19 protein-coding genes are annotated in these 26,879 nt (G+C 48.2%); 12 read left to right on the top strand and 7 right to left on the bottom strand.

The window, feature by feature from the left end:
• The first annotated feature begins 127 nt into the window (after positions 1 to 127).
• The 3 genes from AB9P05_RS19295 to AB9P05_RS19285 all read left to right on the top strand — a co-directional run bounded on the left by AB9P05_RS19295 (position 128) and on the right by AB9P05_RS19285 (position 3,195).
• Positions 128 to 1,141 carry an SPFH domain-containing protein gene (locus tag AB9P05_RS19295; protein WP_371910474.1) on the top strand — a complete coding sequence of 338 codons (1,014 nt, stop codon included), beginning with the start codon at positions 128 to 130 and terminating at the stop codon, positions 1,139 to 1,141.
• 305 nt (positions 1,142 to 1,446) lie between these two features.
• Positions 1,447 to 2,370, top strand: coding sequence for a sugar kinase (locus AB9P05_RS19290; protein ID WP_371910473.1), 924 nt, complete (start codon positions 1,447 to 1,449; stop codon positions 2,368 to 2,370).
• 474 nt (positions 2,371 to 2,844) lie between these two features.
• Positions 2,845 to 3,195, top strand: a complete 351-nt coding sequence (locus AB9P05_RS19285; protein WP_371910472.1) for an endonuclease domain-containing protein — start codon at positions 2,845 to 2,847, stop codon at positions 3,193 to 3,195.
• Between the two features lie 530 nt (positions 3,196 to 3,725).
• Here AB9P05_RS19285 and AB9P05_RS19280 read toward each other — a convergent pair.
• Positions 3,726 to 5,768, bottom strand: coding sequence for a glutamine--tRNA ligase/YqeY domain fusion protein (locus AB9P05_RS19280; protein ID WP_371910471.1), 2,043 nt, complete (start codon positions 5,766 to 5,768; stop codon positions 3,726 to 3,728).
• 494 nt (positions 5,769 to 6,262) lie between these two features.
• Between AB9P05_RS19280 and AB9P05_RS19275 the strand changes: the two genes are divergently transcribed.
• A complete protein-coding gene (locus AB9P05_RS19275; RefSeq protein WP_371910470.1) occupies positions 6,263 to 7,045 on the top strand; it encodes a multiprotein-bridging factor 1 family protein in 783 nt (260 codons plus the stop codon).
• Positions 7,046 to 7,439: 394 nt separating this feature from the next.
• Here the strand turns inward: AB9P05_RS19275 and AB9P05_RS19270 are convergent, their stop codons facing one another.
• Positions 7,440 to 7,961: a helix-turn-helix domain-containing protein gene (locus AB9P05_RS19270; RefSeq protein ID WP_371910469.1), complete on the bottom strand. Its 522-nt coding sequence runs from the start codon at positions 7,959 to 7,961 to the stop codon at positions 7,440 to 7,442.
• A 394-nt stretch (positions 7,962 to 8,355) separates the two neighbouring features.
• Between AB9P05_RS19270 and AB9P05_RS19265 the strand changes: the two genes are divergently transcribed.
• From AB9P05_RS19265 to AB9P05_RS19230, 8 genes are all read left to right on the top strand, one after another.
• Positions 8,356 to 9,048 carry a hypothetical protein gene (locus AB9P05_RS19265; protein WP_371910468.1) on the top strand — a complete coding sequence of 231 codons (693 nt, stop codon included), beginning with the start codon at positions 8,356 to 8,358 and terminating at the stop codon, positions 9,046 to 9,048.
• 204 nt (positions 9,049 to 9,252) lie between these two features.
• Positions 9,253 to 9,861 carry a hypothetical protein gene (locus tag AB9P05_RS19260; protein ID WP_371910467.1) on the top strand — a complete coding sequence of 203 codons (609 nt, stop codon included), beginning with the start codon at positions 9,253 to 9,255 and terminating at the stop codon, positions 9,859 to 9,861.
• Positions 9,862 to 10,133: 272 nt separating this feature from the next.
• Positions 10,134 to 12,935: a DEAD/DEAH box helicase family protein gene (locus tag AB9P05_RS19255; RefSeq protein ID WP_371910466.1), complete on the top strand. Its 2,802-nt coding sequence runs from the start codon at positions 10,134 to 10,136 to the stop codon at positions 12,933 to 12,935.
• A complete protein-coding gene (locus tag AB9P05_RS19250; protein WP_371910465.1) occupies positions 12,936 to 14,549 on the top strand; it encodes an N-6 DNA methylase in 1,614 nt (537 codons plus the stop codon). It abuts the gene before it with no gap.
• A 4-nt stretch (positions 14,550 to 14,553) separates the two neighbouring features.
• Positions 14,554 to 16,074, top strand: coding sequence for a restriction endonuclease subunit S (locus AB9P05_RS19245; RefSeq protein WP_371910464.1), 1,521 nt, complete (start codon positions 14,554 to 14,556; stop codon positions 16,072 to 16,074).
• Positions 16,055 to 17,845, top strand: a complete 1,791-nt coding sequence (locus tag AB9P05_RS19240; protein WP_371910463.1) for a restriction system-associated AAA family ATPase — start codon at positions 16,055 to 16,057, stop codon at positions 17,843 to 17,845. The genes AB9P05_RS19245 and AB9P05_RS19240 overlap by 20 nt, the downstream gene beginning before the upstream one ends.
• Positions 17,845 to 18,927 carry a hypothetical protein gene (locus AB9P05_RS19235; RefSeq protein ID WP_371910462.1) on the top strand — a complete coding sequence of 361 codons (1,083 nt, stop codon included), beginning with the start codon at positions 17,845 to 17,847 and terminating at the stop codon, positions 18,925 to 18,927. Before AB9P05_RS19240 ends, AB9P05_RS19235 begins: the two co-directional genes overlap by 1 nt.
• A 25-nt stretch (positions 18,928 to 18,952) precedes the next feature.
• Positions 18,953 to 19,501 (top strand): hypothetical protein, encoded by a 549-nt coding sequence (locus tag AB9P05_RS19230; RefSeq protein ID WP_371910461.1) that lies wholly within the window; start codon positions 18,953 to 18,955, stop codon positions 19,499 to 19,501.
• 122 nt (positions 19,502 to 19,623) lie between these two features.
• Here the strand turns inward: AB9P05_RS19230 and AB9P05_RS19225 are convergent, their stop codons facing one another.
• The 5 genes from AB9P05_RS19225 to AB9P05_RS19205 form a co-directional block, all read right to left on the bottom strand.
• Positions 19,624 to 20,292 (bottom strand): hypothetical protein, encoded by a 669-nt coding sequence (locus AB9P05_RS19225; RefSeq protein WP_371910460.1) that lies wholly within the window; start codon positions 20,290 to 20,292, stop codon positions 19,624 to 19,626.
• 113 nt (positions 20,293 to 20,405) lie between these two features.
• On the bottom strand, positions 20,406 to 23,126 hold the full coding sequence (locus AB9P05_RS19220; protein ID WP_371910459.1) for a PAS domain-containing protein: 2,721 nt from the start codon (positions 23,124 to 23,126) through the stop codon (positions 20,406 to 20,408).
• A gap of 520 nt (positions 23,127 to 23,646) precedes the next feature.
• Positions 23,647 to 24,543 carry a flotillin-like protein FloA gene (gene floA, locus AB9P05_RS19215; protein WP_371910458.1) on the bottom strand — a complete coding sequence of 299 codons (897 nt, stop codon included), beginning with the start codon at positions 24,541 to 24,543 and terminating at the stop codon, positions 23,647 to 23,649.
• Between the two features lie 525 nt (positions 24,544 to 25,068).
• A complete protein-coding gene (locus AB9P05_RS19210) occupies positions 25,069 to 25,773 on the bottom strand; it encodes a LytR/AlgR family response regulator transcription factor (protein WP_371910457.1) in 705 nt (234 codons plus the stop codon).
• Positions 25,770 to 26,525: a sensor histidine kinase gene (locus AB9P05_RS19205; protein WP_371910456.1), complete on the bottom strand. Its 756-nt coding sequence runs from the start codon at positions 26,523 to 26,525 to the stop codon at positions 25,770 to 25,772. The genes AB9P05_RS19210 and AB9P05_RS19205 overlap by 4 nt, the downstream gene beginning before the upstream one ends.
• Between the last annotated feature and the right edge of the window lie 354 nt (positions 26,526 to 26,879).

The following is a 26,879-nucleotide window of genomic DNA, read 5'->3' as shown; positions in this document are numbered from 1 at the left end:
CTGACAGAGAGAGGGTTAAACCTATTTGCGTAAAATTCACACAAATATATCCCCATAAGCGAATCCCTGTTTTAGTATTTGCGTAAACAATACACAAATAGCATATTCATTTAAAATCAATAGCGCCATGTTTGGATTAAATTACGTCAGGTTCGATTCCATGAACTATGTCATGCTCTATCAGAATGGTAACATCACCAAAGAGGGCAGGGGACTCGCCTTCTTCTACTGGGCGCCAAACGCTTCTATAGTCGCCATACCCCTCGAAAGTAACGACTACCAGTTTGCCTTTAAAGAAACCACACGCGACTACCAGGAAGTCACCATACAGGGGCAGATCACCTACAAAGTGACAGACCCTAAGCAACTCGCAGAAATACTCGACTTTACCGTAGACAGCAAGGGCCGGTACCTCAAAGACGACCCCGAAAAGATCCAGCAAAGAATCATCAACCAAGCCCAGACCGCCAGCGCCGATATTATTCAAAAAATGAGTATAAAAGAGGCGCTGAGGCAACTGAAGGAGATAGAGGAGAACATTATGGTGCAGGTGCAGAACTCCAAAACCATAAAGATGCTGGGGCTCGAGATCATGAGCGTAAACGTACTGGCAGTTACCCCTAATCCCGAAATGGCCCGCGCACTCGAAGCACAAACCCGTGAGAGCCTGCAAAAAGAAGCTGACCAGGCCATCTACGAGCGTCGCAACTTTGCCGTAGAGCAGGAGCGCACCATCAGGGAAAGTGAGCTCAACACCGAAATAGCCGTAGAAGAAAAGCAACGCCAGATTGCAGAAAAGCAGATGCAAACCGAAGTAGTGAAGCAGGATAACGAGCAGAAACTTCGCGCCATGAAGATGACAGGCAGCATTGCACTGGAAGAGAAAAAGCAGAAGCTCATAGACCTGCGGGTAAAGAATGAGAAAAAAGAAGCCGATGTAAAAGAGTATGTGCTTACCGCCTCTTTACGACCCTACCGCGAGCTGGACTGGAAGACCCTCATGGCCATAAATAGCAAAGGCATACAGGCAAAAGACAACATCGCCCTCGCCTTTCGCGAGCTCGCAGAAAATGCAGACAAGATCGGCACGCTGAACATCACACCCGACCTGCTCGACAGCATCATGAAAACCGCGAGGTGACAGCCGTTTTAGCACCCAGGTAAATTCCCCACCCTCTGGGAGGGGATGGTTCAAAAAAGCAACAGCATTTTTTGGACTAGGGTTGGACCGGCATCCCGGCGGGAAATTGCAGCATGCATCCCTATGCAGCCAGTTCGGCAACTTCTAATTCCGGCCCCGCCCCTGGTTGGCAAATTTCTTCGAAATTTCCCCAACCGGTCCCCGCCCCCAGGGCGGGGAATAGCTGTACTACAAAGCTCTCAGGGTCACTTCAAGCAGGCTTAACACAATACTTTATACTGCAAAACCCATTAACTAAACACACCATGGAAATAGATAAAGCCATCATCATACGTGATAAAACCAGGCTCGAGCAGCTCATTGAGCGCTTTAACTCTAAGGCCCAGGCCCGTTTTTACATAGAGCGCAGCGGGCAGGACTTTCCCCTGTATGAGCAGGAGCATGAGGTGTTTTACCAGAGCCTGAAGCAGGTGCAGGATACAGTAGCCAGGTGGCTCAAGTACAAGGTGCTGGATAGAGCACTACTGCCTACCTACATCTTTACGCCGGCGGACCTGCTCATCGTGATTGGGCAGGATGGCCTGGTGGCAAATACCGCCAAGTACGTAAACAACCTGCCAATAATAGGCGTAAACCCCAACCCCCAGCAGTACGATGGCATATTACTCCCCCACACACCCGAAAAGCTGCCCTCAACCCTGCAAAATGTGCTGGCAGACAATTACAAGGTAAAAAGAGTAACCATGGCAGAGGCAAAGCTGAACGACGGGCAGCGTCTACTCGCATTCAATGACTTCTACATCGGTGCGGCAAGCCACGTGTCCAGCCGCTACACCATCAGCTATGACGGGCTCGTAGAAAACCAGTCCAGCAGCGGCATTATCATATCCACCGGTGCGGGCAGCACCGGGTGGCTCAGTTCCGTATTCAATATGGCCTGTAACCTCAGCGAGCAGGCACTGCCGGACAGGAGCATGGCAAGCCTCACCCTTGACTGGGAAGCAGAGAAGCTCGTGTTCGTAGTCCGCGAACCCTTCCGCAGTAAAGTCACCCAGGCCACCCTCGGCTATGGCCTCATCACCAAAGACAAAAGCCTGCAGATAGAATCAAAGATGCCCACCCGAGGCGTCATCTTCAGCGACGGCATAGAAGCCGACTTCCTCCACTTCAATGCAGGCAGCAAAGTAGCCATAAGCCTCGCCAGGGAAAAAGCCTGTTTGGTGGTGTAGGGGTTGGAAACTTCCGGCGGAAGGCCTGGCCCGCCCCTGGTTCAAAAAGTACTGTGTTACTTTTTGAACCGTCCCCTCCCAAAGGGTGGGGAATTGCTAACTTGCTATTTTTTAGCTGTTTAAATTATTAGCTTGACGGCTATGGGCCCCATAGGGGAATTTGAGGCAGTGCATTATTTGATGTATACCGCTTATAAATAGCACAATGTCTTATTCCCCACCCGTCAACTGACGGGAGGGGAATGGCTAACGTGCTATTTTAATAGCCCTATAGACCCTTAACTTAGCGGCTGGTAGCCCGAGGGATGGAAACTATAAGAGACTCCGTAACCTCAAATTCCCCACCTTCCGGGAGGGGACAGGTTTGTTAAAAACAGAATGTTTTCAACAAACCAGGGGCGGGCCCTGCACAAATTGCCATTTACACTTCCATATCTCATCAAAACCGCATAAAATTACCAACAAAAACCAGCTATGAAATACCTGCCACATTTGCGGGAGCGCAGGAGAGAACTGCGTAATAATGCCACTTCCGCCGAAGCAACTCTCTGGACCTTACTAAGAAAAAATCAGGCCTACGGGCTTAAGTTTCGCCGGCAGGTTAGCATCCTTAACTACATTGTGGATTTCTATTGTGAGTCTGCCAAACTGATCATCGAACTGGATGGAGAAGTCCATAATGATGTGCTCGTCAATACAGCAGATTACGAGAGAGATAAAAAGCTTGAATCACTAGGCTTCACCGTACTCCGCTTTGAGAATGATACCGTCTTTCTCCATCCGGAGGGGATATTAGAGTCTATTAGAGTAGCGGCTTTTAAGTAGAAAAATTCAGCAAAAGGTTCCCTTTTCCTAAATAGCGTTGTGCTTAGTTCAGCTTCACTGTGAGAAAGGAATTTTGTGGGTGGTAGCACGGATTCTATAAGCCCCCGCCGGAATGCCGGTCCAAACCTGATTGGCAAAATTTCTTCGAAATTTCTCCAACCGGTCCCCGCCCCCAGGGCGGGGAATTTATAACGTGCTATTTTTAAGCCCTATACATCCTTAACTTGGCGACTAGTAGACTGAAAGGTGGAACTATAGGTGACTGCGTAACCTCGAATTCCCCACCCGTCAACTGACGGGAGGGGACGGTTCAAAAAAGCCACAGTATTTTTTGAACCAGGGGCGGGCCTTTCCGGCGGGAAATTGCAGAATACATCCCTAACCCTGAAAATGAAGGGAATAGCTAAACTACAAAGCTATACATCAAAACTGCTTTAAAGCATAAATTCCCCATCAGTCAGCTGACTGATGGGGACCGGCATCCCGGCGGGCCTGGCACCCAGCTCCGCGCCAGCACCAAACCCCAAATCCTACCCCTTCACCAGCGCCTTCGCCTCTTCCACCAGCAGGTCATTGCCATCCTCCAGACCGGACTCAATATAGGCATCTATCTCCGAGTCGCGGACCAGCCCCTTGTTCAGGAGTACCCCCAGCGTAAGCATGACACCTATACGTGTACCCGTCTTCTTGGCCGAGGTGCCGAACAGAGGCTTTAGCTCTTCGTAAGATACCCCCTCTGCCAGGTTCATGATGCTCGCACGTGCTTTGGCCAGCTTGTCACCGCTCAGGTTCGTGTATTTCTTACTGATCTTCTGTATCTCACTCAGGGCATTGCGCTCCGGCATCTGTTGCTGCTTCGCTTTTGGTTGAGCCTTTTGCTGCTGTGCAGGCGCCTTCTGCTGCTTCGTCCACGTATCTTTAAGGCCTACCGTTTTATTAAAGATCAGGTGATCAGCGGTTGAGTCCTTGTCCAGCGTGAAGTAGCCCAGGCGCTGAAACTGAAACTTATCATCCATATTCGCCTGCTGCAGGAAAGGCTCCAGGTAAGCCTCTTTGATCACCTTCAGTGAGTCCGGGTTTATAAAGTCCATAAAGGTTTTTCCCTCGTGGCTCTCCGGTGCTTCATCCAGGAAGAGGCGGTCGTACTCACGCACCTCGGCTTTAATCGCATGCTTGATAGACACCCAGTGCAGCGTGCCTTTCACCTTGCGCTGGCTTGCCTCCGTACCGCTTCCGGACCGTGAGTCCAGGTCCGCCGTACAGTGTATCTCCGTGATATGGCCATCCCCATCTTTTACCACAGACTCCCCTTTAATGATATACGCACTCTTCAGGCGCACCTCTTTACCTATTGTCAGCCTGAAGTACTTGCTGTTGGCCTCTTCTTTAAAGTCCTCCCTTTCTATGTAAAGCTCTCTTGAGAAAGGAAGCTCGTGCGTGCCCGCCTTAGCATCTTCCGGGTTATTCTCCGCTTCCAGCATCTCCTCCTTACCCTCCGGGTAGTTCGTGATCACCAGCTTCACCGGATCCAGCACACCCATCACCCGCGTAGCCCGCTTATTCAGATCTTCCCGGATGCAGAACTCCAGCAGCGAAACATCCGTCACACTGTCCCGCTTCGTAATGCCCGATACCTCGCTGAACTTGCGGATAGACTCAGGCGTATACCCCCGGCGCCTCAGCGCAGAAATAGTCGGCATGCGGGGATCGTCCCAGCCCGCTACCGTGCCGCTCTGTACCAGTTGCAGCAGCTTACGCTTGCTCATAATGGTATAGCTCAGGTTACGGCGCGCAAACTCACGTTGCTTCGGCCGCAGGCTTTCACTGTCCGCGATCTGGTCCAGAAACCAGTCATACAGTTCACGGTGAGGCTTAAACTCCAGCGTACAGATCGAGTGCGACACATGCTCCACATAGTCCGACTGCCCGTGTGCCCAGTCATACATAGGGTACACACACCAGTCCGTGCCTGTGCGGTGGTGGGCTTTATTAAGGATACGGTACAGCAGCGGATCGCGCATAAGCATGTTCGTAGAAGCCATATCTATCTTCGCACGCAACACATAAGTACCCGGCTCAAACTCGCCGTCCTTCATACGCTGAAACAGGTCCAGGTTCTCCTCCACGCTACGGTCGCGGTAGGGGCTATTAGTACCCGGTGTGGTCGGCGTGCCTTTCTGCTCCGCCATCGCCTCGGCAGACTGCTCGTCTACATAGGCCTTGCCGTTTTTGATCAGCTCCACCGCCCAGTCGTACAGCTCCTGGAAGTAATCAGACGAATAGCACTCTTCCGCCCACTGAAAGCCCAGCCACTCAATGTCTCTCTTAATCGCGTCCACATACTCCTGCTCTTCTTTCGCAGGGTTCGTATCGTCAAAACGCAGGTTTACCGGCGCATTAAAGCGCTCACCCAGCCCGAAGTTGAGGCAGATGGACGAGGCATGCCCGATGTGCAGGTAGCCGTTAGGCTCGGGGGGAAATCTGAAACGTAGCTTATCCTTAGCTAATCCTGCTTCCAGATCATCCGCTACGATCTGTTCTATAAAATTGAGTGACTTGGGGTTGTCCGACATATTCTAGCGTAAAAAGTGTGGGGCAAAATTAGGAGAATTTTGGACGGGAGGAAATAGGGGAGGCCTTATAACTTCCTGATAGATGGAATGAAATTTATCAGCCTCTTAAAAAAAGCCGACTTGCAGAGTCAGGGTAATTAGTAAGACTGCCGGCTACCCTTCTCATTTTGTCATATGTACAACTGTGATAAAAATTTATCTCGAAAATAATGTCATAAGGTGTTTGTCATAAAAAAGGAATCGGCTTCTGAGGGTACTTCAAAGTATAATGTCCACAGAAGCCTCTGTGCCGAATCGAAAGCTGGAAGAACCGTCTACCAGTCCGGCCGTAACTCAAAAAGTTTTCGGATCGCCCCCTACCAAACCTTAGGTTGACATCCATTCGCTCAAATAGAGAATGCTCAGCCCAGCCCCAAACGCATCCCCTCATCACAAAAAACACAAAACGCATCGCTTTTTACGTTATATTGATAGCGAACTTAAATGATGAAAAAATGGAAGCAGTGACGGCGGAAGCCAGGCTATTTATATATGCCCGCAGGCAATCGGGGTTGAGCCAGCGTAGGATGGCTACAAGACTCTGCATTAACCAAAGCAGTATCAGTAAGATAGAGAGCGGCACGCACCGCCCGCGGGTAAGCACGATAAGAAAGCTGGAACGCCTGATGGGGCAGTCCGCAGAGCACCTGGCATGCCTGGCCATGGGCAAACCCATTCCTGCCCCGGAACCTCAGAAGCCTGCGCCTGCCAGCGAGGCGAAAGTAATCAGGCTGAATCCCCGCTACCGTAAGATGGAGACGAGCGACCTGGCGTACCTCAGGGCCAGATTCTTTACCCATGCCTATGAGCTGGAGCGTAAGGCCATGCAGGCGGCCCATTTCCTAAGTCAGAAGACATTGAAGCACAAGCTGCACCGCCTGAACATGGAACACTTGGAGCAGCAATACCAAAGCGCTGCCGCCATTCATGCCCACCTGGAGCGTGCCCAAGCGCCGGCCACCCTGCAGGATCAGACAAAAACAGCTCTTGACCTGGCAGCCTCCAGGCTAAAAAAGCAGCGCTACTACGGCATCAACATCCCCAACGCCGCAGCGCTGGCCCGCGAACAAATGAAAATAGAGGAGATGCGGCTGAAAGTTGATTTACTCAGAACAAACCTTTCGCAGATAGAGAACATCCTTACACGCAGGAAGCGGCCTCAAACCACCGGCAAGGGTAGGGTAGTGGCCCTCGCGGCAAATAGCTTCCCCCGCCGACAGGCCTCACAGCAGGTGTAACCAAGGGACAAAGGGAGTTTTATTATGTTGGAGTGCCGCACAATTGTGTAGGTTCAGCCAGAAATGGCAAATTCTATAACCAGCACATCGGGACGTCATCTTTTTAGCATAAAGCCAAAACAAGGCTGACCTGCAAAATTGGATAGAAGGCGCCATCTGCGTAACAGAACACATGCTGGAAGACCACATTGGCCTTAAAAGACCTAGTTGGTTAGACTCAAACTACTACTTGGGCTGGTAATTTTATAGCCTGTAGAGATATATAAGCTGCTTCTGTTGAGGGAGCGGTTATTATTTTTTTTAGAAATTTATTGGGTTATTGAGTAGTCCTTAGTCCGCCTCCAGCATCCCGTTTTACCCCCAATGGAGCTGTGCCTTGGGCACTACCAGCCGCTCAGCCCTTCATCCCTTCCTCCAGCTCTCTGATCCTCACCCTAAGCTGTACCAGCTTTTTAGGGGGGTGTATGCGGAGTTTTTTGAGGGCCTTATACTCCTGCAGGTCTATCAGGTTACGGATGCCGGCCGGTTCATCTTCCATATAGCTGCGAAGGAGGGGGAGCCGCTTCAGCGTCTGCAGCGCCTCCTCGTGCAGCTTTTCCGCTTCGGCCAGCTCTCGCTTTAGTTTCTGCAGCTCGTAGTCCGCATCCTTTCGCAGGCGCGCCAGTTCTTCCGCTGCTTCTGCTTCCATCCTTGCCAACAGGGCTGTGGTTTTCTCATCCGGTTCAGGGTCTTTCTCGCTGTCCAGATATTGCTGCAGCTTGGTGGCTTTTATCAGGGCCTCCGTTGGGAGGGTGCGTTCACCAAGTTCCGTAAGGGATACAAGGCTGCGGTGCACACCAAGGTAGCCTGCCAGGTCCGACTGCGTCCAGTTGGCCTGCTTCCTGAGCGCCGTGAGCATGTTTTTATTTGCCTTCATTTTGTAGCACAAAGTTTAGAAATGCAAAAATGTGCTACAAACCTGTAGCACGAAAGTCTGTAGCATTTTTTTTTGCTACAGATTTCTCTGCTACAAATTGGGGGAGGGGGAAAGGGGGAGGAGGTGGTGTTTTGAAGAGGCTATTTATGGAAGCTTACTTATTACCAGTTTGATAAATGATATGCGATAACTTACCTGCCGTTTTTGGCTTATTTACTATCCAAGATTGTAAATCGCTATTGATTTTTAGCTAGTTAAATAATTGTTTCCATTAAAATCATTCAAAAATGGCAAACACGTCACACCATAGCGACATTCCAGGTAAAGCTAATTACCCTAATACCGTTAAAAAAATTTAATTTTATAGCTGAGTATTTATAAATCAGCTTGTATTATGGAACTGTATAGCATTTTCGCTCTTCTTGGCGGTAGCGCGACGCTCATACTACTTTTCAAAAAAGAATTAGTCTCCACATTTACCAAAAACCTCTTCAGTGGCGACAAAAAGACGGTAGTCAATACCCTCCTGGCCATGGTCTTTATAGCAGCAGTCTCTTCATATCTGGGCATTGACTGGGGGCAGCCAGCACCTGAAAATGTTCAGGAAGCTTCAGTACCTCGGAAGTCGGACACCGAAGTTTACGCGGAGACTGCAATAGATATGGTAGAACTAGGAGTCTCAGCTATTAATGAGGGAGTAGAAAAAAGAGAAAAAGAAAAGCAGGAATACCACGCTAAGCGTGATGAGCGATGGGTATACCAGATTGGAGATATAGCTAGCGACGAAGACCTGCTTTACGATTACTATGCAAAATTAAAGGACTCACTACCTGCGGCGATATTTAAAAAGAGTAGAAATGAATACCTACTATTCCTAAATGTGGCGGGCAAGCCTGGCAAAATTGAACTGCAGGACTCTATTGATAATAACCCCGACTACTTCAATGCCCTCAATACCCATATCAAAGTAATAGACCTCAAAGCATTCTGTGATTTCAAAAATCCCGAAGTTCAGGTAGATGGCCGTGTCAAGCTGAAAAAGAGGGGAGAAGACAGGCTGAGGGCGAATTGTTTTGTGTGTGAATGATCTACTACAAAAATGAATGATATTGACTTTTATAAGTTCAATGTAGTCCTAGTTTTAATAGGTGTGTATTCCTAATCCTAGTATTCCTTTTGGCCTAAAAAAACGCAAGAGATCATCAGAAGAGTTTAAAAGGGAATTGATAATATTGTCTGAATGGAACGATGCCTAAATTATTATGAGTAATTATAGTTTAAGATTAATAATATGAAAGCATTCAAGGCAAAATATCGGTATGGTCATTTCTTTGATGAAAAAACGAGTAAAAGAATTATTCCTAATGAAAGAGCTAAGGTCATTCTGGTATTTGATAATGAAGATGATATTATAAGTAAAGATCCTATCTATACAGAAGAAGAAAACATAGAGGCACAAGAGAAACTACAAAAGGTGAAAGAGTACGCTGCAGAAAAACGCTATACTTATAAAAGGTTGTTAAGTGCCGGAGAAATGCTGTCTTTTTCTATTTCGTCTGCTATCCTAAAAAAGCAGGGTGAAAAGGAAAACGTCAAATTCACTTTTTCACTTCAACTGCAGGAAGACCTCTATTTAATTGTACGGCCAAAATCATCGGAGCTATTTGACGCCAAGTGCCGGTTGGTAAGCTATTATAGTGATAACAGTACGATTGACTTTTTTGAAGAAATATCAGCTAAATCTTTAAACCAGTTATACATGCGTACATACGTGTTTTACTTTCATCGGTTTGGTGCAGGTACGGTAAATGTATTTTCCAGATTTTTCTATAAAGGTAAGCCCTTAAGTGAATTAAGAGAGAATGCACTGGATAGCAAACCTCCGGTTGTTTTATTATAAAGATAAGCTTTAATACTGCGGGGTTTGAACCCCTTCGCAAACCGTAGCCATTTGCTCTACTTATTCCATATAGCTACTTCTTTCCCCCAAAAAACTCCAAAAAACTTCGACCTATTTCCTGTAAACTGCTATTTTAGCCACTGACGGCATTCTGTGTCCATTTGTAGCGTAATGGAGGCATAGCACCAGGTATAAGAAATATAGCATAACAGGCAGATAACCAGGCAACAGACGAGGCATAAAGCGGATCACACAATAGCAGGGGCAAGTACATGAACGAAGCACAAACGAGGAAAGAAAAAATAGACCGGCAACTGGCCGCGGCAGGGTGGAACCTGGACGACCGCACGCAGGTAGCCCAAGAACTTCACACCCCTCCAAGCGAAAGCCGCGATGGCATTGTGTCTGAACCTGCTGCACCTTACGAAAAGCGTAAGTTTGCCGATTATGTACTCTTTGGTAAAAACGGCAAGCCCCTGGCGGTAATAGAAGCTAAAGGCGCGACTAAAGATGCCGAACAGGGCCGCGAGCAGGCCAAACAGTACTGCCACCAAATACAGCAAAAGTATGACGGGCCGCTGCCTTTCTGCTACTATACCAATGGCGACACCATCTACTTCTGGGACCTGGGCAACTACCCGCCCCGCCAGGTAGTGGGCTACCCCACGCGCGACGACCTGGAGCGGCTCCGGCACATCCGCGAGAACCGCAAGCCCCTGGCCTCTGAGCTTATCAGTACCGACATAGCCGGGCGCGACTATCAGATAAAGGCCATACGGCAGGTAATGGAAGCTCTGGAAGAGAAGCGGCGGCGGTTTCTGCTCGTAATGGCCACCGGCACCGGCAAAACCCGCACCACCATCGCCCTCATAGATGCCCTCATGCGGGCCGGGTGGGTGCAGCGCGTCCTCTTCCTCGTAGACCGCATTGCGCTGCGCAACCAGGCCGTGGATGCCTTTAAGGAGCATATGCCCGATACCCCCCGGTGGCCCAAAGAGGGCGAGATGTCCATCTCCAAAGACCGCAATGTGTATGTGAGCACGTACCCCACCATGCTCAATATCATACAGGACCCCGATCCCGCCCTCTCGCCGCACTTTTTTGATATGGTGGTGGTAGACGAGAGCCACCGCTCCATATACAATACCTACCGCGAAGTGCTCAGGTACTTCAATACCATTACCCTCGGCCTCACCGCCACACCCACGGACGTGATAGACCACAATACCTTTGAGCTATTTGACTGTGAGGACGGCCTGCCCACCTTTGCCTATGCCTACGAAGAGGCCCTGAACAACCTGCCGCCCTACCTGAGCCCCTTTCAGGTCATGAAGATCCGCACCCGCTTCCAGGAAGAGGGCATCAACAGGCGTTCCATAACGCTCGAAGACCAAAAAAAGCTCATTTACCAAGGCAAAGAGGTAGAAGAAATTGACTTTGAAGGCTCCGAACTCGAAAAGTCCGTAATCAACAGGGGCACCAATGTCACCATCGTAAAGGAGTTTATGGAGGAGTGCATCAAAGACCCCGACGGTGTGCTGCCCGGCAAAACCATCTTCTTCTGCATGACCAAAGCGCACGCCCGGCGGGTAGAAGAGATCTTCGATGCCCTGTACCCCGAATACGGCGGGGAACTGGCTAAGGTACTCGTGTCAGACGACCCACGGGTGTACCCCAAGGGTGGCCTGCTGGATCAGTTTAAGTATAATGATATGCCCCGCGTGGCGATAAGTGTGGACATGCTGGACACCGGCGTGGACATTCGCGAGGTGGTGAACCTGGTATTTGCCAAGCCGGTGTACTCCTACACCAAATTCTGGCAGATGATAGGCCGCGGCACCCGCCTGCTCGAACCCCAAAAGCTACGGCCCTGGTGCCCCGAAAAGGACATGTTCCTGATTATGGACTGCTGGGATAACTTTGACTACTTTAAGCTCACCCCCAAAGGCAAAGAACTAAGCCCCCAGGTACCCCTGCCCGTGCGCCTGGCCGGTATACGCATAGACAAAATAGCCCTGGCTACCGATATGGGCCTGGAGGATATCGCCCGAAAAGAGATCAATAAGCTCCGGCAGCTTATCGCCCAACTGCCCCCCGAGTCCATAACCATAAAAGAAGCCGCCGCCGACTTGGCTACGGTACAGGACGATGCCTTTTGGCAGCACCCCGGCCAGGAGAACATCCATTTTTTGCATAATACTATTAAGCCCCTGTTCCGCACCATATCCCAGGTAGACTTTAGGGTCATGCGTTTTGAGAAAGACGTGCTGGAAACCTCCCTGGCCCACCTGGCGCAGGAGACTCGGAAGTTTGATACGCTCAAAGAAAACATCATTACCCTGGTAAGCGAGCTGCCCCTGAGCATAAACATGGTGGCCCGGCAGGCCCCCTTTATCCGGCAGGTGCAGACGGAGACCTACTGGGACACCATAGACGATGCCGGCTTTGATGCACTCTATGACACCATAGCCCCCCTGATCAGGTACCGCCAGGAGCCACGCGGAACCGAAGAGCAGGCCAGACTGAACCTTTTCGACCCTCTGCATACCAAAGAAATGGTCGAGTTTGGCCCCCAAAACGAGGCGGTGAGCATAAGCCGCTACCGCGAAATGGTAGAGGCCAGAATAGCCGCCCTTACCAGCCGCAACCCCATACTGCAAAAGCTGAAAGCGGGTGAGCTCGTAAGCGAGGAAGAGGCCGCCCGCCTGGCCGAGGCCCTGTACCAGGAAGACCCCCACATAACCGAAAACCTGCTCAGAAAAGTATACAAGCACCGCAAGGCTCGCTTTATCCAGTTTATAAAGCATATATTGGGCATCGAAATACTCGAGAGCTTTGATGAGCAGGTGAGCCGGGCCGTGCAGCAGTTTATACAGGCCCATACCAGCCTGAGCAGCAGGCAGATTGAGTTTCTGCATCTGCTGCGCGATTATATCATCGAACAGGGTGCCATTGAAAGGCGTAATCTTACAGAATCCCCCTTTGCCGATATGCACCCCAAGGGATTAACAGGGCTTTTTACCGATGCCGAAATTAAAGAACTTGTAGACTTAACCGATAAATTTGCCGCATAAATGAGCCTACTCAACAGCAACCCGCAGATAGCCGCCAAAATAGACGAGCTTTGGAATAAATTCTGGAGTGGGGGCATCTCTAACCCCCTCACCGCCATAGAGCAGATTACCTACCTGCTCTTTATGAAAAAGCTTGATGAGAATGATCAGAAGGCTGAGGCTAATGCCCGAATTAATGGTGACGCCTATGTATCTCGCTTTGAGGGTACTTTTTATCTGAAAGAAGAGGACGAAAGGGAGAAAAAGAATGGTATAGACAAGAAAACCCTGCGCTGGAGCCATTTCAAATACATAAAGCCAGAAAGGAATATGCTAATACATGTACAACAGTACGTATTTCCTTTCTTGAAGACGCTAAACCCTCAGGACTCTCCCTTTGCCCGCCATATGGCCAATGCTGTTTTTATTATTCAAAAACCGTCTTTGCTTACTGAAGCCATTGCCAAAATAGATGAGATATTTAAAGAAATAGAAAAAGATTCACAGGGTACAAAAAGGCAAACCTTCCAGGACATACAGGGTGATGTGTACGAGATGCTGCTCAGCGAAATTGCCTCTGCCGGTAAAAACGGGCAGTTCCGTACGCCCCGCCACATCATTAAACTACTGGTAGAGCTGGTGGCCCCCAAGCTTGACCAGCGCATAGCCGACCCCGCCTGTGGTACCGGTGGCTTCCTGCTGGGTGCCTACCAGTACCTGGTAACCCAACTGGACAAGGACAAAGATAAGCGCGAGCCCGACGAAGACGGCTTTATCCGTAGCAGCACCAGCGCCCTGCTTACCGAAAAAGTAAAGAAGATACTGCAGGACAGCCTCTATGGCTATGACATAGATGGCACCATGGTGCGTCTGGGCCTTATGAACCTGATGATGCACGGCATAGACCGCCCGCACATAGACTATAAGGACACGCTGAGTAAAAGCTATAACGAAAGCGCGGAGTACGATGTGGTGCTGGCCAACCCGCCCTTTACCGGTAATATAGACAAGGGCGATATACACGAAGACCTGGAACTACCCACCACCAAAACCGAGCTGCTGTTTATAGAGCGTATATACCACATGCTCAAAATGGGCGGCACCGCCGCGGTAGTGGTGCCCCAGGGCGTACTTTTTGGCACCAGCAAGGCCTTCGTGGCTGCCCGCAGGCGCATGATTGAAGACTCCGAACTTAAAGCCGTCATTACCGCACCCAGCGGGGTATTTAAGCCCTACGCCGGGGTCAGTACCGCCTTGCTCATCTTTACCAAAGGCGGCGAAACCGAAAACGTCTGGTTTTACGATATGCAGGCCGATGGCTATAGCCTGGACGATAAGCGAAATAAGCTGGAAGGCTACGGCGACCTGCAGGACATCGTAACCGAATACAAAAACCGCGACCCGAAACAGGAAAATAACCGCGAAGGCAAGCACTTTTTTGTACTGAAGAAGGAGATAAAAGAAGCTGACTATGACCTAAGCTACTCCAAATACCGCAATGAGGTATTTGAAGAGATCGTATACGAAAAGCCGAAGGTGATTTTGGAGAAGTTGATTGGTGAAGATGGAAAAGGGGGGCTTGAAGGAGGGATTGTAAAAAAATTGGGAGAGCTCCAACGAATTTTGAGAGGGTAAACATATGAAGCTAGGTAGTCAAATCAATATATCAAAGGGAAAGAAGCAAGAAGCCTTAGCCTCTTATACGGAAGGAGCTTATAGATACATCCAAATCGATGATCTGCGAAATGATGACAATATAAAGTATACTTTTGGAGAAAAAGGTGTTCAAGTTAATGATCAGGATATATTAATAGCTTGGGATGGAGCCAACGCCGGTACAATAGGGTACGGATTAAATGGTATTATCGGTAGTACTATTGCGCGGTTAAGATTGAAAAAGGAGTCAAAGCTATATCCTGATTTCTTAGGGCTTTTTCTTAAAAGTAAATTTTCTTATCTCAGAAAGACAGCTACAGGAGCCACTATCCCACATATTAGTAGAAAGGCATTAGAGAAAATTGAACTACCAGATATTAATTTTGATGATCAAAAACGCATTGCCAAACTTCTGTCGGACGCGGAAGCCCTGATCCAAAAGCGCAAAGAGAGCATCGTCCTGCTGGACGAATTCCTGAAATCTACCTTTTTGGAGATGTTTGGGGAGGTTAAAATAGGTTATCCTACAAAACAAATTCAGGATATAACCTCAAAAATTGTTGACTGCCCTCATAGCACTCCTAAGTATGTGAAAAATAAATCACCTTACCCCTGTATACGAACTTCTGAAATAAAGGATGGTGATATAGACTGGTCATCAATGAAGTATACTGATGAGAAAGGGTATATAAATAGAGTAAAAAGGTTAGTACCTAAAGAGGGTGATATAGTTTTTGCAAGAGAGGGAACAGTTGGAGATGCAGCTTTAATACCAAATAATGTTAATCTAAGCTTAGGCCAAAGAGTAATGCTTTTTAGAGTTGATAAAAGTATAATGTTACCTGAGGTTTTCTGGGCCTCCTTAAGATCACCAAGTACACAGCATGAAATAAGACTTAATACTATTGGGGCTACTGTTAAAAGAATAAATATTTCAGATGTAAAGAAGATTGAATTAATCATTCCTCCGATAAGTAAGCAAAAGGATTATGTTGATTTAGTAGTAAAAGTTAAAAAGCTGAAAACCCAATTTCAGCAAAGCCTTCAGGAACTCGAAAACCTCTATGGCAGCCTGAGCCAAAAGGCCTTTAAGGGTGAACTAGATTTGAGTAGGGTGGAGGTTAAGGAAGAAGATCAACCATCCAATGTTCAGGCTGGGAAGTCAACCAGTTATTATATAGAGGAAAATGAGTTTTCATTAGCCAGTGAGCAGGCGAAGAGTGCCTATGCAGGTGAAGCTGAACCAGCTTTTGGTGAGGTTAAATTCTCCCCTGATTTTCTTAAAGACTATATTATAAAGGGCACCTATCAGCATGAGTCTTTTCACTTCGAAGAGCTTTGGCAGGAAGTACAGAAGTTTCCCTTTAAAAAGTTTCCCAATTACGAAAAAGTCAAAAACCTGGTCTTTAGCTGGCTAAAGGAAGAACCAGCCTTCCTGGTGCAGCGATTTAATGAAGAGAAGAAAACCATGGAACTCGTAGTCAATGAAGCTGCTGAGACTTAAGCTCCATACCCCATTCCGTAGTCTGCAGCAGGGCTTTGAGGTGCACTTTCTGCGCGACTTCGATGAGGCCGGTATGTGGGCCTTTAGCCCCTGGTGCCTTGCGGGCCGCAATGGCAGCGGTAAGAGTAATATTATGGAAGCCCTGGCCGCCATCTTCTACCACCTGGACTGCATGTACCTGGACTATAAGCCCGAAAGCTTTGAGCCTGACATCGATAAGAAGGGCAAGGTAACCAGCGGCTTTGACCGCACCCGCTGCGAACCCGATGCCTTTGAGCTGGAATACTACTTTGATACCGAAGAAGTCTATACAGAGAAAAATGATACGGATGAGCAAACGGCCCATCTGGCAAAGATCCGTATAGAAAAAGCAAAAGGCCAGGCCCCCAAAGTCTACCGGCTCAACCGCCCAAATAGTCAAAAAGAGGATAATGCCCCGCTAAGCGGGCAGGAGATCAGGCAGTTTTTGCCCGAGTACATCATTGGCTACTCCTCGGGCGAAAACGAGATCCTGAGCCTGCCTTTTCTCAAAATGCGCTTCCTGCACTATGATGAGTACCTGGACCGACTCAGGAATGAGCTGGATTACCATCGCCCGGAGGGCCGTTTTATCTATGCCGATGCAGGCTACAGCCAGGCCATATTCCTCGCCAACTACCTTATGCAGGAAGAGGAAGTTCTGGAGCCCTACCTCGATGTGCTAAAAATTGAAAAGCTGGAGCAGTTCAGGATTATCATCCGCAGAAATGAACAGGTTTTCAGGATAGCGGATGAAGAAAAAGAATGGAAAGATGGTGATTTTGAGGGGCAGGAACCAGACCCAGCCGGATTAGTCGAATTAACAAGCCTGCTTGAAGGCGACGAAGATCTGCTGAAGGGTAAGAACAAACTGCTGGACAAGCTGAAACGATGCGCTACAACCTATAGCATAGAGAAGGACTTTTACCACTTCGATTACCTTGTAAATGATGAGACGAAGAAAGCTTTCCGGCTGTTATTTGATAATGACCCTGTTTCGCTCTTCCAATCCTTTCAGATATTGCTCACCCTAAACCTCTTTGAGGTAAACACCGAGCTAAAGAGCGAGTTTTACCACTCTGAAAGCCTCTATGTAAACGAAACCGTGCCCGTGCTGGCCTCCGATAAGCGCATTATGCGCTTCAAGGACTTTTACGTACAGAAGCAGGGGGTAGGGGAGCTGCTCACCAAATCCCTCTCCGATGGGGAGCACCAGTTTATGCACGCCATCGGCCTCTGCCTGCTCTTTAAAGATGCCCGCGGCCTCTTCCTGCTGGATGAGCCCGAAACCCACCTGAACCCCGACTGGCGCGCCCGCTTTATTTCCGTACTCAGAGACTGCCTTGATATAAGCAAAAAGAAGGACGAAGCATCTGAGAATGATCCCGATATTAAAGGTAAAGTGCTGCAGGACCTGCTCATTACTTCGCACTCCCCCTTCATCATCTCCGACTGCCGCAAGGAGCAGGTACTTATCTTCCGCAAAGAAAAAGATACCGGGGAGATTACCTGCAAGCGGCCCGACTTCGCAACCTTCGGTGCCTCCGTAAACCAGATCACCATCCGCGTCTTCGGCCAGCTCGAAACCATCGGCGACTACGCCCGCGAAGAGCTTAAAAAACTTGAAGAAGACCTTGATGCAGGGAAGGATCCCGACAAGCTCATCGCCGCAGCCAATGAGCAATTTGGCGACTCTGTGGAGAAGGTCATGTTTATCAACAAAGCACTGGATAAAAAAGGAGGGGATAACTAGTGCTTTTTACCTACCGGCATATACCCAACCACCCCATCTACCAGCTCCAAACCTGGGTAGATGAGCTCTTCCTGGACGTATGGTGCAAAGCCGACCGGGATGTGCCTTATGACATTGACCTGCTCCCCAAAGACATCAAAGAAGTAACCTTAGAGATTTTCTATGACGAAAGCGTCAAAACCGACTACCTCTATGGCCCCATACAAGAGGTCTATACTGTCTTCCAAACCCTAGACCAGCCTACCAAAGACAAACTCGCAAAGGCCTATAAGGATAATAACTACATCGCCAGCCTCTGCGCAAATACGGGTGGCTGTGAACCTTTTCGGTATAAAGACTTAAAAGCAATAGACGTTAAGCTATCCAAGCTGCTTAAAAAATTTTATACGCATTTATTCAAGAATGTAATTAAACTAAAAGCGGTTAGCAGGCGCTTAGGAACACTGAAAGAACACCACGACGAATTTGTCACGCTTAATAATAAGGGAAACAGTAAATGCCCCTTCTGTGGAATAAATAATCTCAAGACCCGACACAGAAAAATCAGAAATGCCTATGACCATTATCTTCCAAAATCAGTATATCCTTTTAATTCCATAAATTTTGACAACCTGGCACCAATGTGCTACGAATGTAATTTGTCATGTAAGTCCACAAGAGATCCTATCATCAAAAAAGACAAGAAGACACGACGAAAGGCTTTTTACCCATATAAAAACCCGGCTCCTGAATTAGCTTTTTCCTTTAAGCTCAATAATAAAGATATAGACACGCTACAACCAGAGGAGTTTGATTTGGAGGTTACCTCTCACGGACACCGGGAAGAGGTAGAAACCTGGATGGAAATATTTGATATCGAAGAGCGCTATAAGGAAAAATGTCTGCCAGAATGTGATGGCAAATATTGGGTACAGCAAGCCGTTGACGAATATTACAATTCCCAGCATGGAAAAGTTGCCGGACGCTCTCGTGCTGAATGTATAGCACACATAATAAACATTGCAGAAAACAACAGGCTAAACGACAATAACTTCATCAAAGCCGCCTTCCTCCGTGCCTGGAAGAAGAGTAATATTATATAACTTTCAATGACTATTTATTGCTTACATGAAAATAAAAGAAATTCAAAAATACATACTTCAAGCACAGCATGATTATGCAAATGTCGAGGTTTACTATCAAAGTTTAAATTTTAAGAACGCTGTAAGAAAAGCAGCAGAGGCAATGACGAGTGAAACAGCTTTTGCCCCTCATCAACGAAGAGTAGGGAAGATCAAATGCAGACAGGGAGCAGATAAGCTTTTGTCACATCCTTTTTGGTTGGAGCTGGAAAATGCCAGATCTTTTGAAGATATTTTTCAGGTTACTGAAAAGGTGAAATTAGAAATCAAAGGATTGGGTGATCTATGGAGCTATGACACCGCGCAAAGAATAGCCTTCCATAAAGGCTGGTATCCAAAGGAAGTTTACCTTCACAGTGGCGCTAAAGAAGGCGTGAAAGTTTTAGTTAATCTGGGGTACATCAAGAGTTCGTCGATAAGAGGTAAAAGACATATTAAAAAGGAACTATTTCCTGATATTCTGAGACAATTAGATCCATACATAATAGAAAATATTCTTTGCGTGGGTAAACGAAAAGGGTTGTTTCTAAAATAATAAAGGTTGCAATTTTCAGTACGGCAAAAAAAGTTTCGGGGGAAAGCCTCAAGCCAATCAGCGAGCTCGCTGGATGAGGTTTTACGCGCTCAGGGCTTACGAAAGGAGAGGGGATAAAGAAATTACTTTATCTGCATAGCAGAGCTCCTGAAAGTTCGGTACTCATCGTAGGATTCGAACCGCTTTAAGGTTGTTCCATCCCAATCTCTCACTTTATGCCATAGCTGCCTTCCTTTATCATTTTCAATTTCATATGAATCCACCAAAAATTTCCCCTTATAATTTCCTGATCTGATAAATTCGAATTTTGAAGCAGGAAACAGCTCTTTAAGTTCACCGGTTTTAATATCTACAAGAACCAGCACTGATGAAGTTACCCACTTCTCTATCAAAAACACTACTTTAGTCTGATCCGGCGAAAGCGTAAAACCTTCTACCTGGTATAATGGAAAGTCACCTAAAAGACCATCCCAATACGGCTTTTGATCTAAAAGTGTATCTTCCTGTAGAGTTGCAACTTTCAATGTCATTATTCTCACCGCCTGCTTACCACCTTCATGCACTTTGCGTAAAAAAATGACAGTGCCTTTCTTTCTGATTAGCAGAGGATCAGTATCTGCATTCTTGGAAGTAAGTTGCCTTTCACTTCCGTTTCTATACACGCCAAAGACATTGCCGTCTTTTTCAAAAACTTTAAGCAGTTTCCCAGCGAACACATTTTCGTACTTCTCTACCAAAAATTTGAGTGGAGGAAAGACTTTAGAAATAGTTAGAATTAATTCCGTACCCATTCCGTAAAGTTAGGCTACTATATGCCTCTGCACTTGGTAATTTCCATTTAATCCTTACAGGATATTTTTCTCTTCGCGGTAGTTTGCACAGCCAGTATTTAGGAGTCTACCGACTAAGGAAGGCTATTTAAATTAGGCCCCACAGGCACAGAAAAGTAAAACGTAGAGCCTTCGCCTTCTACACTGTCTACCCAGATTTGGCCGCCGTGGCGCTCTATGATGCCGGCGCATATGAAGAGGCCCAGGCCCATGCCGGGTTTGGCCTGGTGGCTTTTATTGGAGGCCCGGTAAAAGCGGTCGAATACCTTCTGTCGGTCTTCTTCTGAGAGGCCGGTGCCGAAGTCCTGCACCGAAAAGATGACATTCTCACCCTTCAGTTCTGTCCGTACAATGATCCTGTCCGACTCCGGGGCATACTTTATCGCATTGGTCAGGAAATTCACTATTACCTGGCCTATGCGGTCCTGATCGCCGCATAAGGCCAAGCCCCCTTTGATGACGAGCTCAAGCGTATGTTGCTCCGTTGTCCGCCGGAGGTCCTCCACAATCTCAGTGACCAGGGCATTCAGGTCAAACGTTTCCATACGGAATCGCAACTGGCCCTGTTCAATTTTGGTGACATCGAGCATTTCTGTGACCAGGTCGGTCAGTTTATTGATGTACTGGTCAACTTTCACAAACATCGCGTCCGACACCTCATCACCTGTATCTCTGAACATGGCCCTAAGTATCTGGGTGTAGGCCTTTATGCTTGTGACAGGGGTCTTAAGCTCATGGCTGGCGATGGCAATAAAATCATCCTTTTGCCTGGCCAGGTCTTCCTGCTCCGTAATGTCCTGGAAGAACCACACATAGCCATAGTAGGTACCATCTTCTTTGTCCCAGATGGGGGAGCCGAATCGCTCCAGTGTGCGGCCATCCTTAAAGTGCAGTTTTTCATTATTAGTGCTTCTGCTTTCGTATACCTCATGAACTTTGCTCACAAAACCGTCCGCCTCAACCAGTTGCATCATAGCTGCTTCCAACGCATTGTCATCCAGGCCGGACTGCACCACTGACTCAGGCATGTTCCACATTTTGAAGAAGAGATCATTATAGTTGACAATTGTTCCCTCGGGGGAAACAATAAGCGTAGCAAGAGGGGAGACCTCCTGCTGAGCATCCAACAGGCTATTTTGATACCTCAGTGTCTGCTCTACGAGCTTTCTCTCATGGATATCTACCAGGGAACCGATAAATCCTTCAAAATGACCGGCCCCATCGAACTTAGGCTGAGCCGAATTCTGGAAAAAGCGATAATTTCCGTCCCCCCCCTTTATTCGGAACTCTAAGCTGAAAGAGGATCTTTCGTGGGAAGACTTGAGAAAGGTCTTCAGTGCCTTATCAGCATCCTCAGGGTGTATACTCCGGAGCCAGTCATGCCCCAGTGCGGTATTTGGTGCCTGCCCCGTATAATCATACCAGGGCTTGTTAAAAAATGAAACCTGCCCCTCTGCATCAGATATCCAGGTGATGACCGGGGTATTGTTGGTCATGGAACGATAATATGCTTCCTGCTCTTTTAGTATCTCTTCGGCTTCTTTGCGTATCGTGATGTCGTGGGTAGACCCTACGATAATGTCTACTTCATTATCCTCATTAAGAATAGGGGAGAAGGTATACTCGTAGTACCCCTCTTTGCCTTCTGCATTCGTGTAAGCATTCTCCCCTTTCAGAGGTCTTTTTGTCCGGACCACCTCAGCTATCTGGGACGAATGCAGCTTTACTAACTCTTCCGAGTAGCCCAGCTCCTGAAAATTCTTACCTATTACTTCCGGCAGGGTTTTGCCCCATAAATTGAGTAGGGAGGCATTGGCATATTCAAACCGGCCATGGCTGTCGAACACATATACATATTCAGGAATAGAGGATAGCGCGATATCGAAAATGCGGGACTGTTGCCTGAGCTTAAGGGCCAGTTTTTCTGCCCTGTGTTTTGCCTTAACCAGCTCCGTCACATCCATTCCGTGAACGAATATTCCCTGAACATCACCGGTCTCATCACGGTAGGGGTGGTATATGAAATTTACATACACTTTATCCAAATCGCCATTTACAGTACGGTCAAGGTTTACCGGTATTTCATTTCCGATAAATGGCTTACCCGTCTTGTAAACATTGTCGAGCAAACCGATAAATCCCTGGCTTTTTACCTCCGGCAGGGCTTCTTCTATAGGCTTCCCAATAATATCCCTGTTCTTACCCACCAGTTGCGTATAACTATCATTAAATAGCTCCAGCCTGTGATCCGGCCCCTTTAAGATGGCGATGAAGGCAGGGAGGTCCATGAATACCTCATGCAGCTTATCGATGACTTCATCTTCCTGCTTACTGAGCCTGGCCGTCTGCTCCTGGCAGACCATCAACACCCCGCTGACCTGTCCGTTATTTTTAATGGGCGACAAGTGGAGGGTAAAGTAGTGACCAGAGAGAGATTTATGCGGCTGAGAGGAGATATAGATATCTTCCACTATAGCAGCCTCACCCTTGGTCATCACCGCATCAAGCTCATGGCTAAGTCGTGGCCAGAGATGGGCCCAGCTTTCCCGGCATGGCTTTCCCATGGCTTGCGGGTGTTTATCTCCTATTAATTTGCTGAATGGGTGATTGTACAACTGGATCAGTTCAGGCCCACATAGCATGCCCATAGGCAGGCCGGCAGATAGAACCGTATCTAAGCTATCCTTCAGGCTGGCCGGCCAGTCCTCCATTGGACCCAAAGGGTTGCCGGACCAGTCTATGGATAATATCAGATCGTTAATCTTTTTTTGTGAGCCTTTATCTGTGCCAATCATTTAAGAATACTTACAAAGTAATATTGCATTTAAAATTAAATGGTCATTACCTGATAGTGACACTGTCAGTAACAGAATATGTTTTCTTTAACCTCAAAAAATATTATCCCTCGAGGCCTCGCAAGGGCATGACAGCTACCAGATGGCATAGAATGACAAGGGGAGGAGGAGGAGCTGATATAAATACCGCTTATTCGAACCTCACCTTAAGCGTGAGGCCCCTACCAGTCTCACCATTTACCTTACCATCCTATCAAGCCATGTACATACATCACGATAGCATAATGTCGGTTTTACCAAGCTCTGTGGGAATAAATCCACCCTGTTACCTAAGTAGATGAAGGTAAAGAAAACTTGTCACTCCCCCCAATCCCTATTACCCCATCCTATCTGCTCCGCAATGAGGACAGGTAAGGACCTGCTAAAACCCGGTTGCCTGCTGTAAGCCGGGCAGCATTAGCTGGTTTTAGTACAGACAGGCCGGGGAGTTAAAAAATGTAGTATGATAGACTGGTAATGGCTATCTGTTTGCCAATAGCTGCCCGCGTCTATAAGCGCGGGATAAAGCAGCTGGCAGTTCGGCTTCCGCTTCGATTACCAGCGCACGGGCTTCCTGGGTAGCAGCCATCATTTCCTGCTCCTGTGCCACAGCCATCGCCCGGCGTTCCTCTGCCTTGGCATTTGCGACTTCCAGGTCTGCCGCTGCCTGATCGATCTGAAGGATGGCCCCGATATTCTTTCCGATGTTGATGTCCGCAATATCAATAGACAGGATCTCAAAGGAAGTACCTGCGTCCAGTCCGTCCTCCAAAACACGCCTTGATATATCTTCCGGTCCTTCCAGTATAGTTTTGTAGCTCGCTGCTTCACCCATACTTGATATAATACCCTGCCCCACACGGGCTTTTATCGTTTCCTCGCCAGCCCCGCCCACTAAGCGGTCCAGGTTAGTCCTCACGGTTACACGCGCCTCTGCCAATAGCTGTATGCCATCGCCGGAAACACCTGTAATCGCAGGGACTATGATCATATAAGGCGTTACAGAGATTTGCACCGCTTCCAGCACATCCCTGCCCGCCAGGTCTATGGCAGTAGCCTGCTGAAAGGACAGATTCAGGTTGGCTTTATCAGCTACGATCAATGCCTTAATCACATTTTTGAGATTGCCTGAAGCCAGATAGTGTGTTTCCAGCAACTGAGTGTTTATGCCATGAATGCCTGCCTTCACTGCCAGTATCAGCGAGCTCACGATCAGCTTAGGCGGCACCCTTCTGAAGCGCATAAATACCAGATCCATCAGGTTCACCTTTACCCCTGAAAATAAGGCCGATATCCATAACCCTAGTGGGAAGATGTAAAGAAGGACAAATAGGGCGACTAGGGCTAACCCAATCGCTATCAATATATTAACTACCATAGTGACCGGGCTAACAATTTTTGTGCACCTACAAGGTACAGCTTATTTCTGTAGGAAAAGGTGCAAATGGCATGTTTAGTAGCCCCTAGCCTTCGGCCCCGTTGGCAGAGAGGCACCGTTTCATCATAAACAGGCCTGATCAGCGCTATGACCAGGGAAGGGAAAAAAGAGCAGCGGGGATACGCTTCAGGCACATTCTGAACAGGTGAGGTAAGGACGAATAATTCCCCTCCAATAGGAGAGGTCCGACTTTCGGAGGTCCGACTTTCGGGGGTACTGGCAGAATGCTTTTTAAAGCAGCCATTTACGGCCAATTCTACTGCCAGGCCCGCCCCTGATTCGCTAGGTAGCGAATTGTCCCCGTCAGTCAACTGACTGAGGGAGAATGGCTAACATCCTATTTTTTTAACTACTTACACCCTTAGCTTGACGGCTATGACCTTATCCGGGGAGAATTCCCTTCCATCAGAGCAGTCCGGCCTTAATTTGATAAAATTCAAAAGATGGATATCACCCCTCCATCACTTATTTACCCTCCACCACCTCTAGTAATCCCGCCCTATACGCCCGGCCGATTGGTAGCTCGTACCTGCCTGCAAATACCCGGTTACCCTCAATGCTCGTGATGTGAGAAAGGGCCACAAAAAAAGAGCGGTGCACCTGGACAAAATCCCCGGCCGGTAGCCGCTGGGTAAGGCCCGTTAGCGTTTCCCGCGTAAGGATAGTACCTTTTTCGGTGATCACTTTGCAGTAATTGCCGGAGGCTTCTATGCAGAGGATGTCACCCACCGCCACCTGGATCAGCTTTTTATCTGCCTGTAGGAAGAGACGCTTATCCGTTTCCCCGGGCGTTGCAGGTTGTTGCACAGGGGTAGGGGCCAGTGTATCGACGGCCTTAATCACCGCTTTCAGGAAGCGCTCAAAGCTGAAAGGCTTCAGCAGGTAGTCCGTTACGTTCAGCTCGTAGCCTTCCAGCGCAAACTCGCTGTAGGCGGTAGTGACAATGACCTTGGGAGGGGCAGACAGCGTACGCAGAAACGCGAAGCCCTTCAGCTTCGGCATGTTGATATCCAGGAAGATCAGGTCCACCTTATGCTCCCGCAGGTAGCGCAGCGCCTCAAACGCATCGTAGCAGTGCGCCAGCAACTCCATTTCCGGAACCATACCCGCGTACTCTTTTATGATGTCGTGAGCCATCTGCTCATCATCTATGATCAGGTAGCGCATCATAGTTCCAGCCTCAGGTATGCTTGAAATATCTCTGGACTGGCTTCCGTCTTCAGCGTGTGCCTCCCCGGATAGCTCAGTTCCAGCCTTCTTTTCAGGTTTTCCAGCCCCAGCCCCCCGCTGGTGGTTGTGGTGTCCGGTTCCGTGTTATTTTCCACCCTAAAGTCCACCCCCTTGTCATCCGTCTGCACCCCGATAGTCACATACGCCCCTTTTTGCATATTTTCCACCCCATGTTTGAAGGCATTTTCTACCAGTATGATAAAGAGCAGCGGCTTCACCTTTAGCTGCGGATGCCCCACATCCGCCTCCAGGTCTACCAGCACCTGCCGGTGGTACCGCGACTGCTGCAGCGTGATGTAGCCCTGCAGGTAAGCCAGCTCCTCCTCCAGCGTTACCCATTCCTTTTGCCCCTCATAAATGCTGTAGCGCATCATGTCCGAGAGCTGCAGTACCATCTTCCGCGCCTTGTCCTGGTCTTTCCCGATCAGGCCGTAGAGATTATTCAGCGTATTAAAGAAAAAGTGGGGGCTTACCTGGCTCTGCAGATGCTGCAGTTCCGTTTTCCTCTTCTCATTTTTCAGGCGCACCAGTTCCATGTACTTACTCACCAGCCAGAAGAGCAGCAGAAACATATAGGCGGCAAAAGTGATGCTGAAAAGCGGCTCGTGCTCTTCCATCATCACCAGAAACACCACCATAGCCACCAGCAGCAGCGCAGTGCCGTAGCCGTTTGCCCTCCTATCCCTTTTCAAGAAAGAAATCATGCTCAAGTATACTCAGTAATGGCCCTGCTGCCAAAGAACTTGACCAACGGCACCTGGGGCGTGACGAACGACCGGACGAGGGTCCAGAACAGATGAGTACAAAAACCTGAGAGAAAATGTAAAGGCCAAAGCTACTCTTCCGGAAGGCTGCAGGGACGGGTGCCTTTACAGAGCATTATAAATTTCCTTGGCTTTGATAGGCATATCCGTCAAGCGAAGCAACAATTCCCCTCCTATTAGGCAGGGGACCGATTAGAAAACGCGAATGCGTATTTCTAATCAGGGGAGGTTCTTGCAGAATGTATCCCCATGCAATCTGATACGGCAACTTCTAATGCTGTG

The organism is Roseivirga sp. BDSF3-8 (assembly GCF_041449215.1).
GTDB lineage: Bacteria > Bacteroidota > Bacteroidia > Cytophagales > Cyclobacteriaceae > JBGNFV01.
The sequence above is the reverse complement of the archived record's forward strand: the minus strand, read 5'-3'. Positions and strand labels throughout refer to the sequence as shown.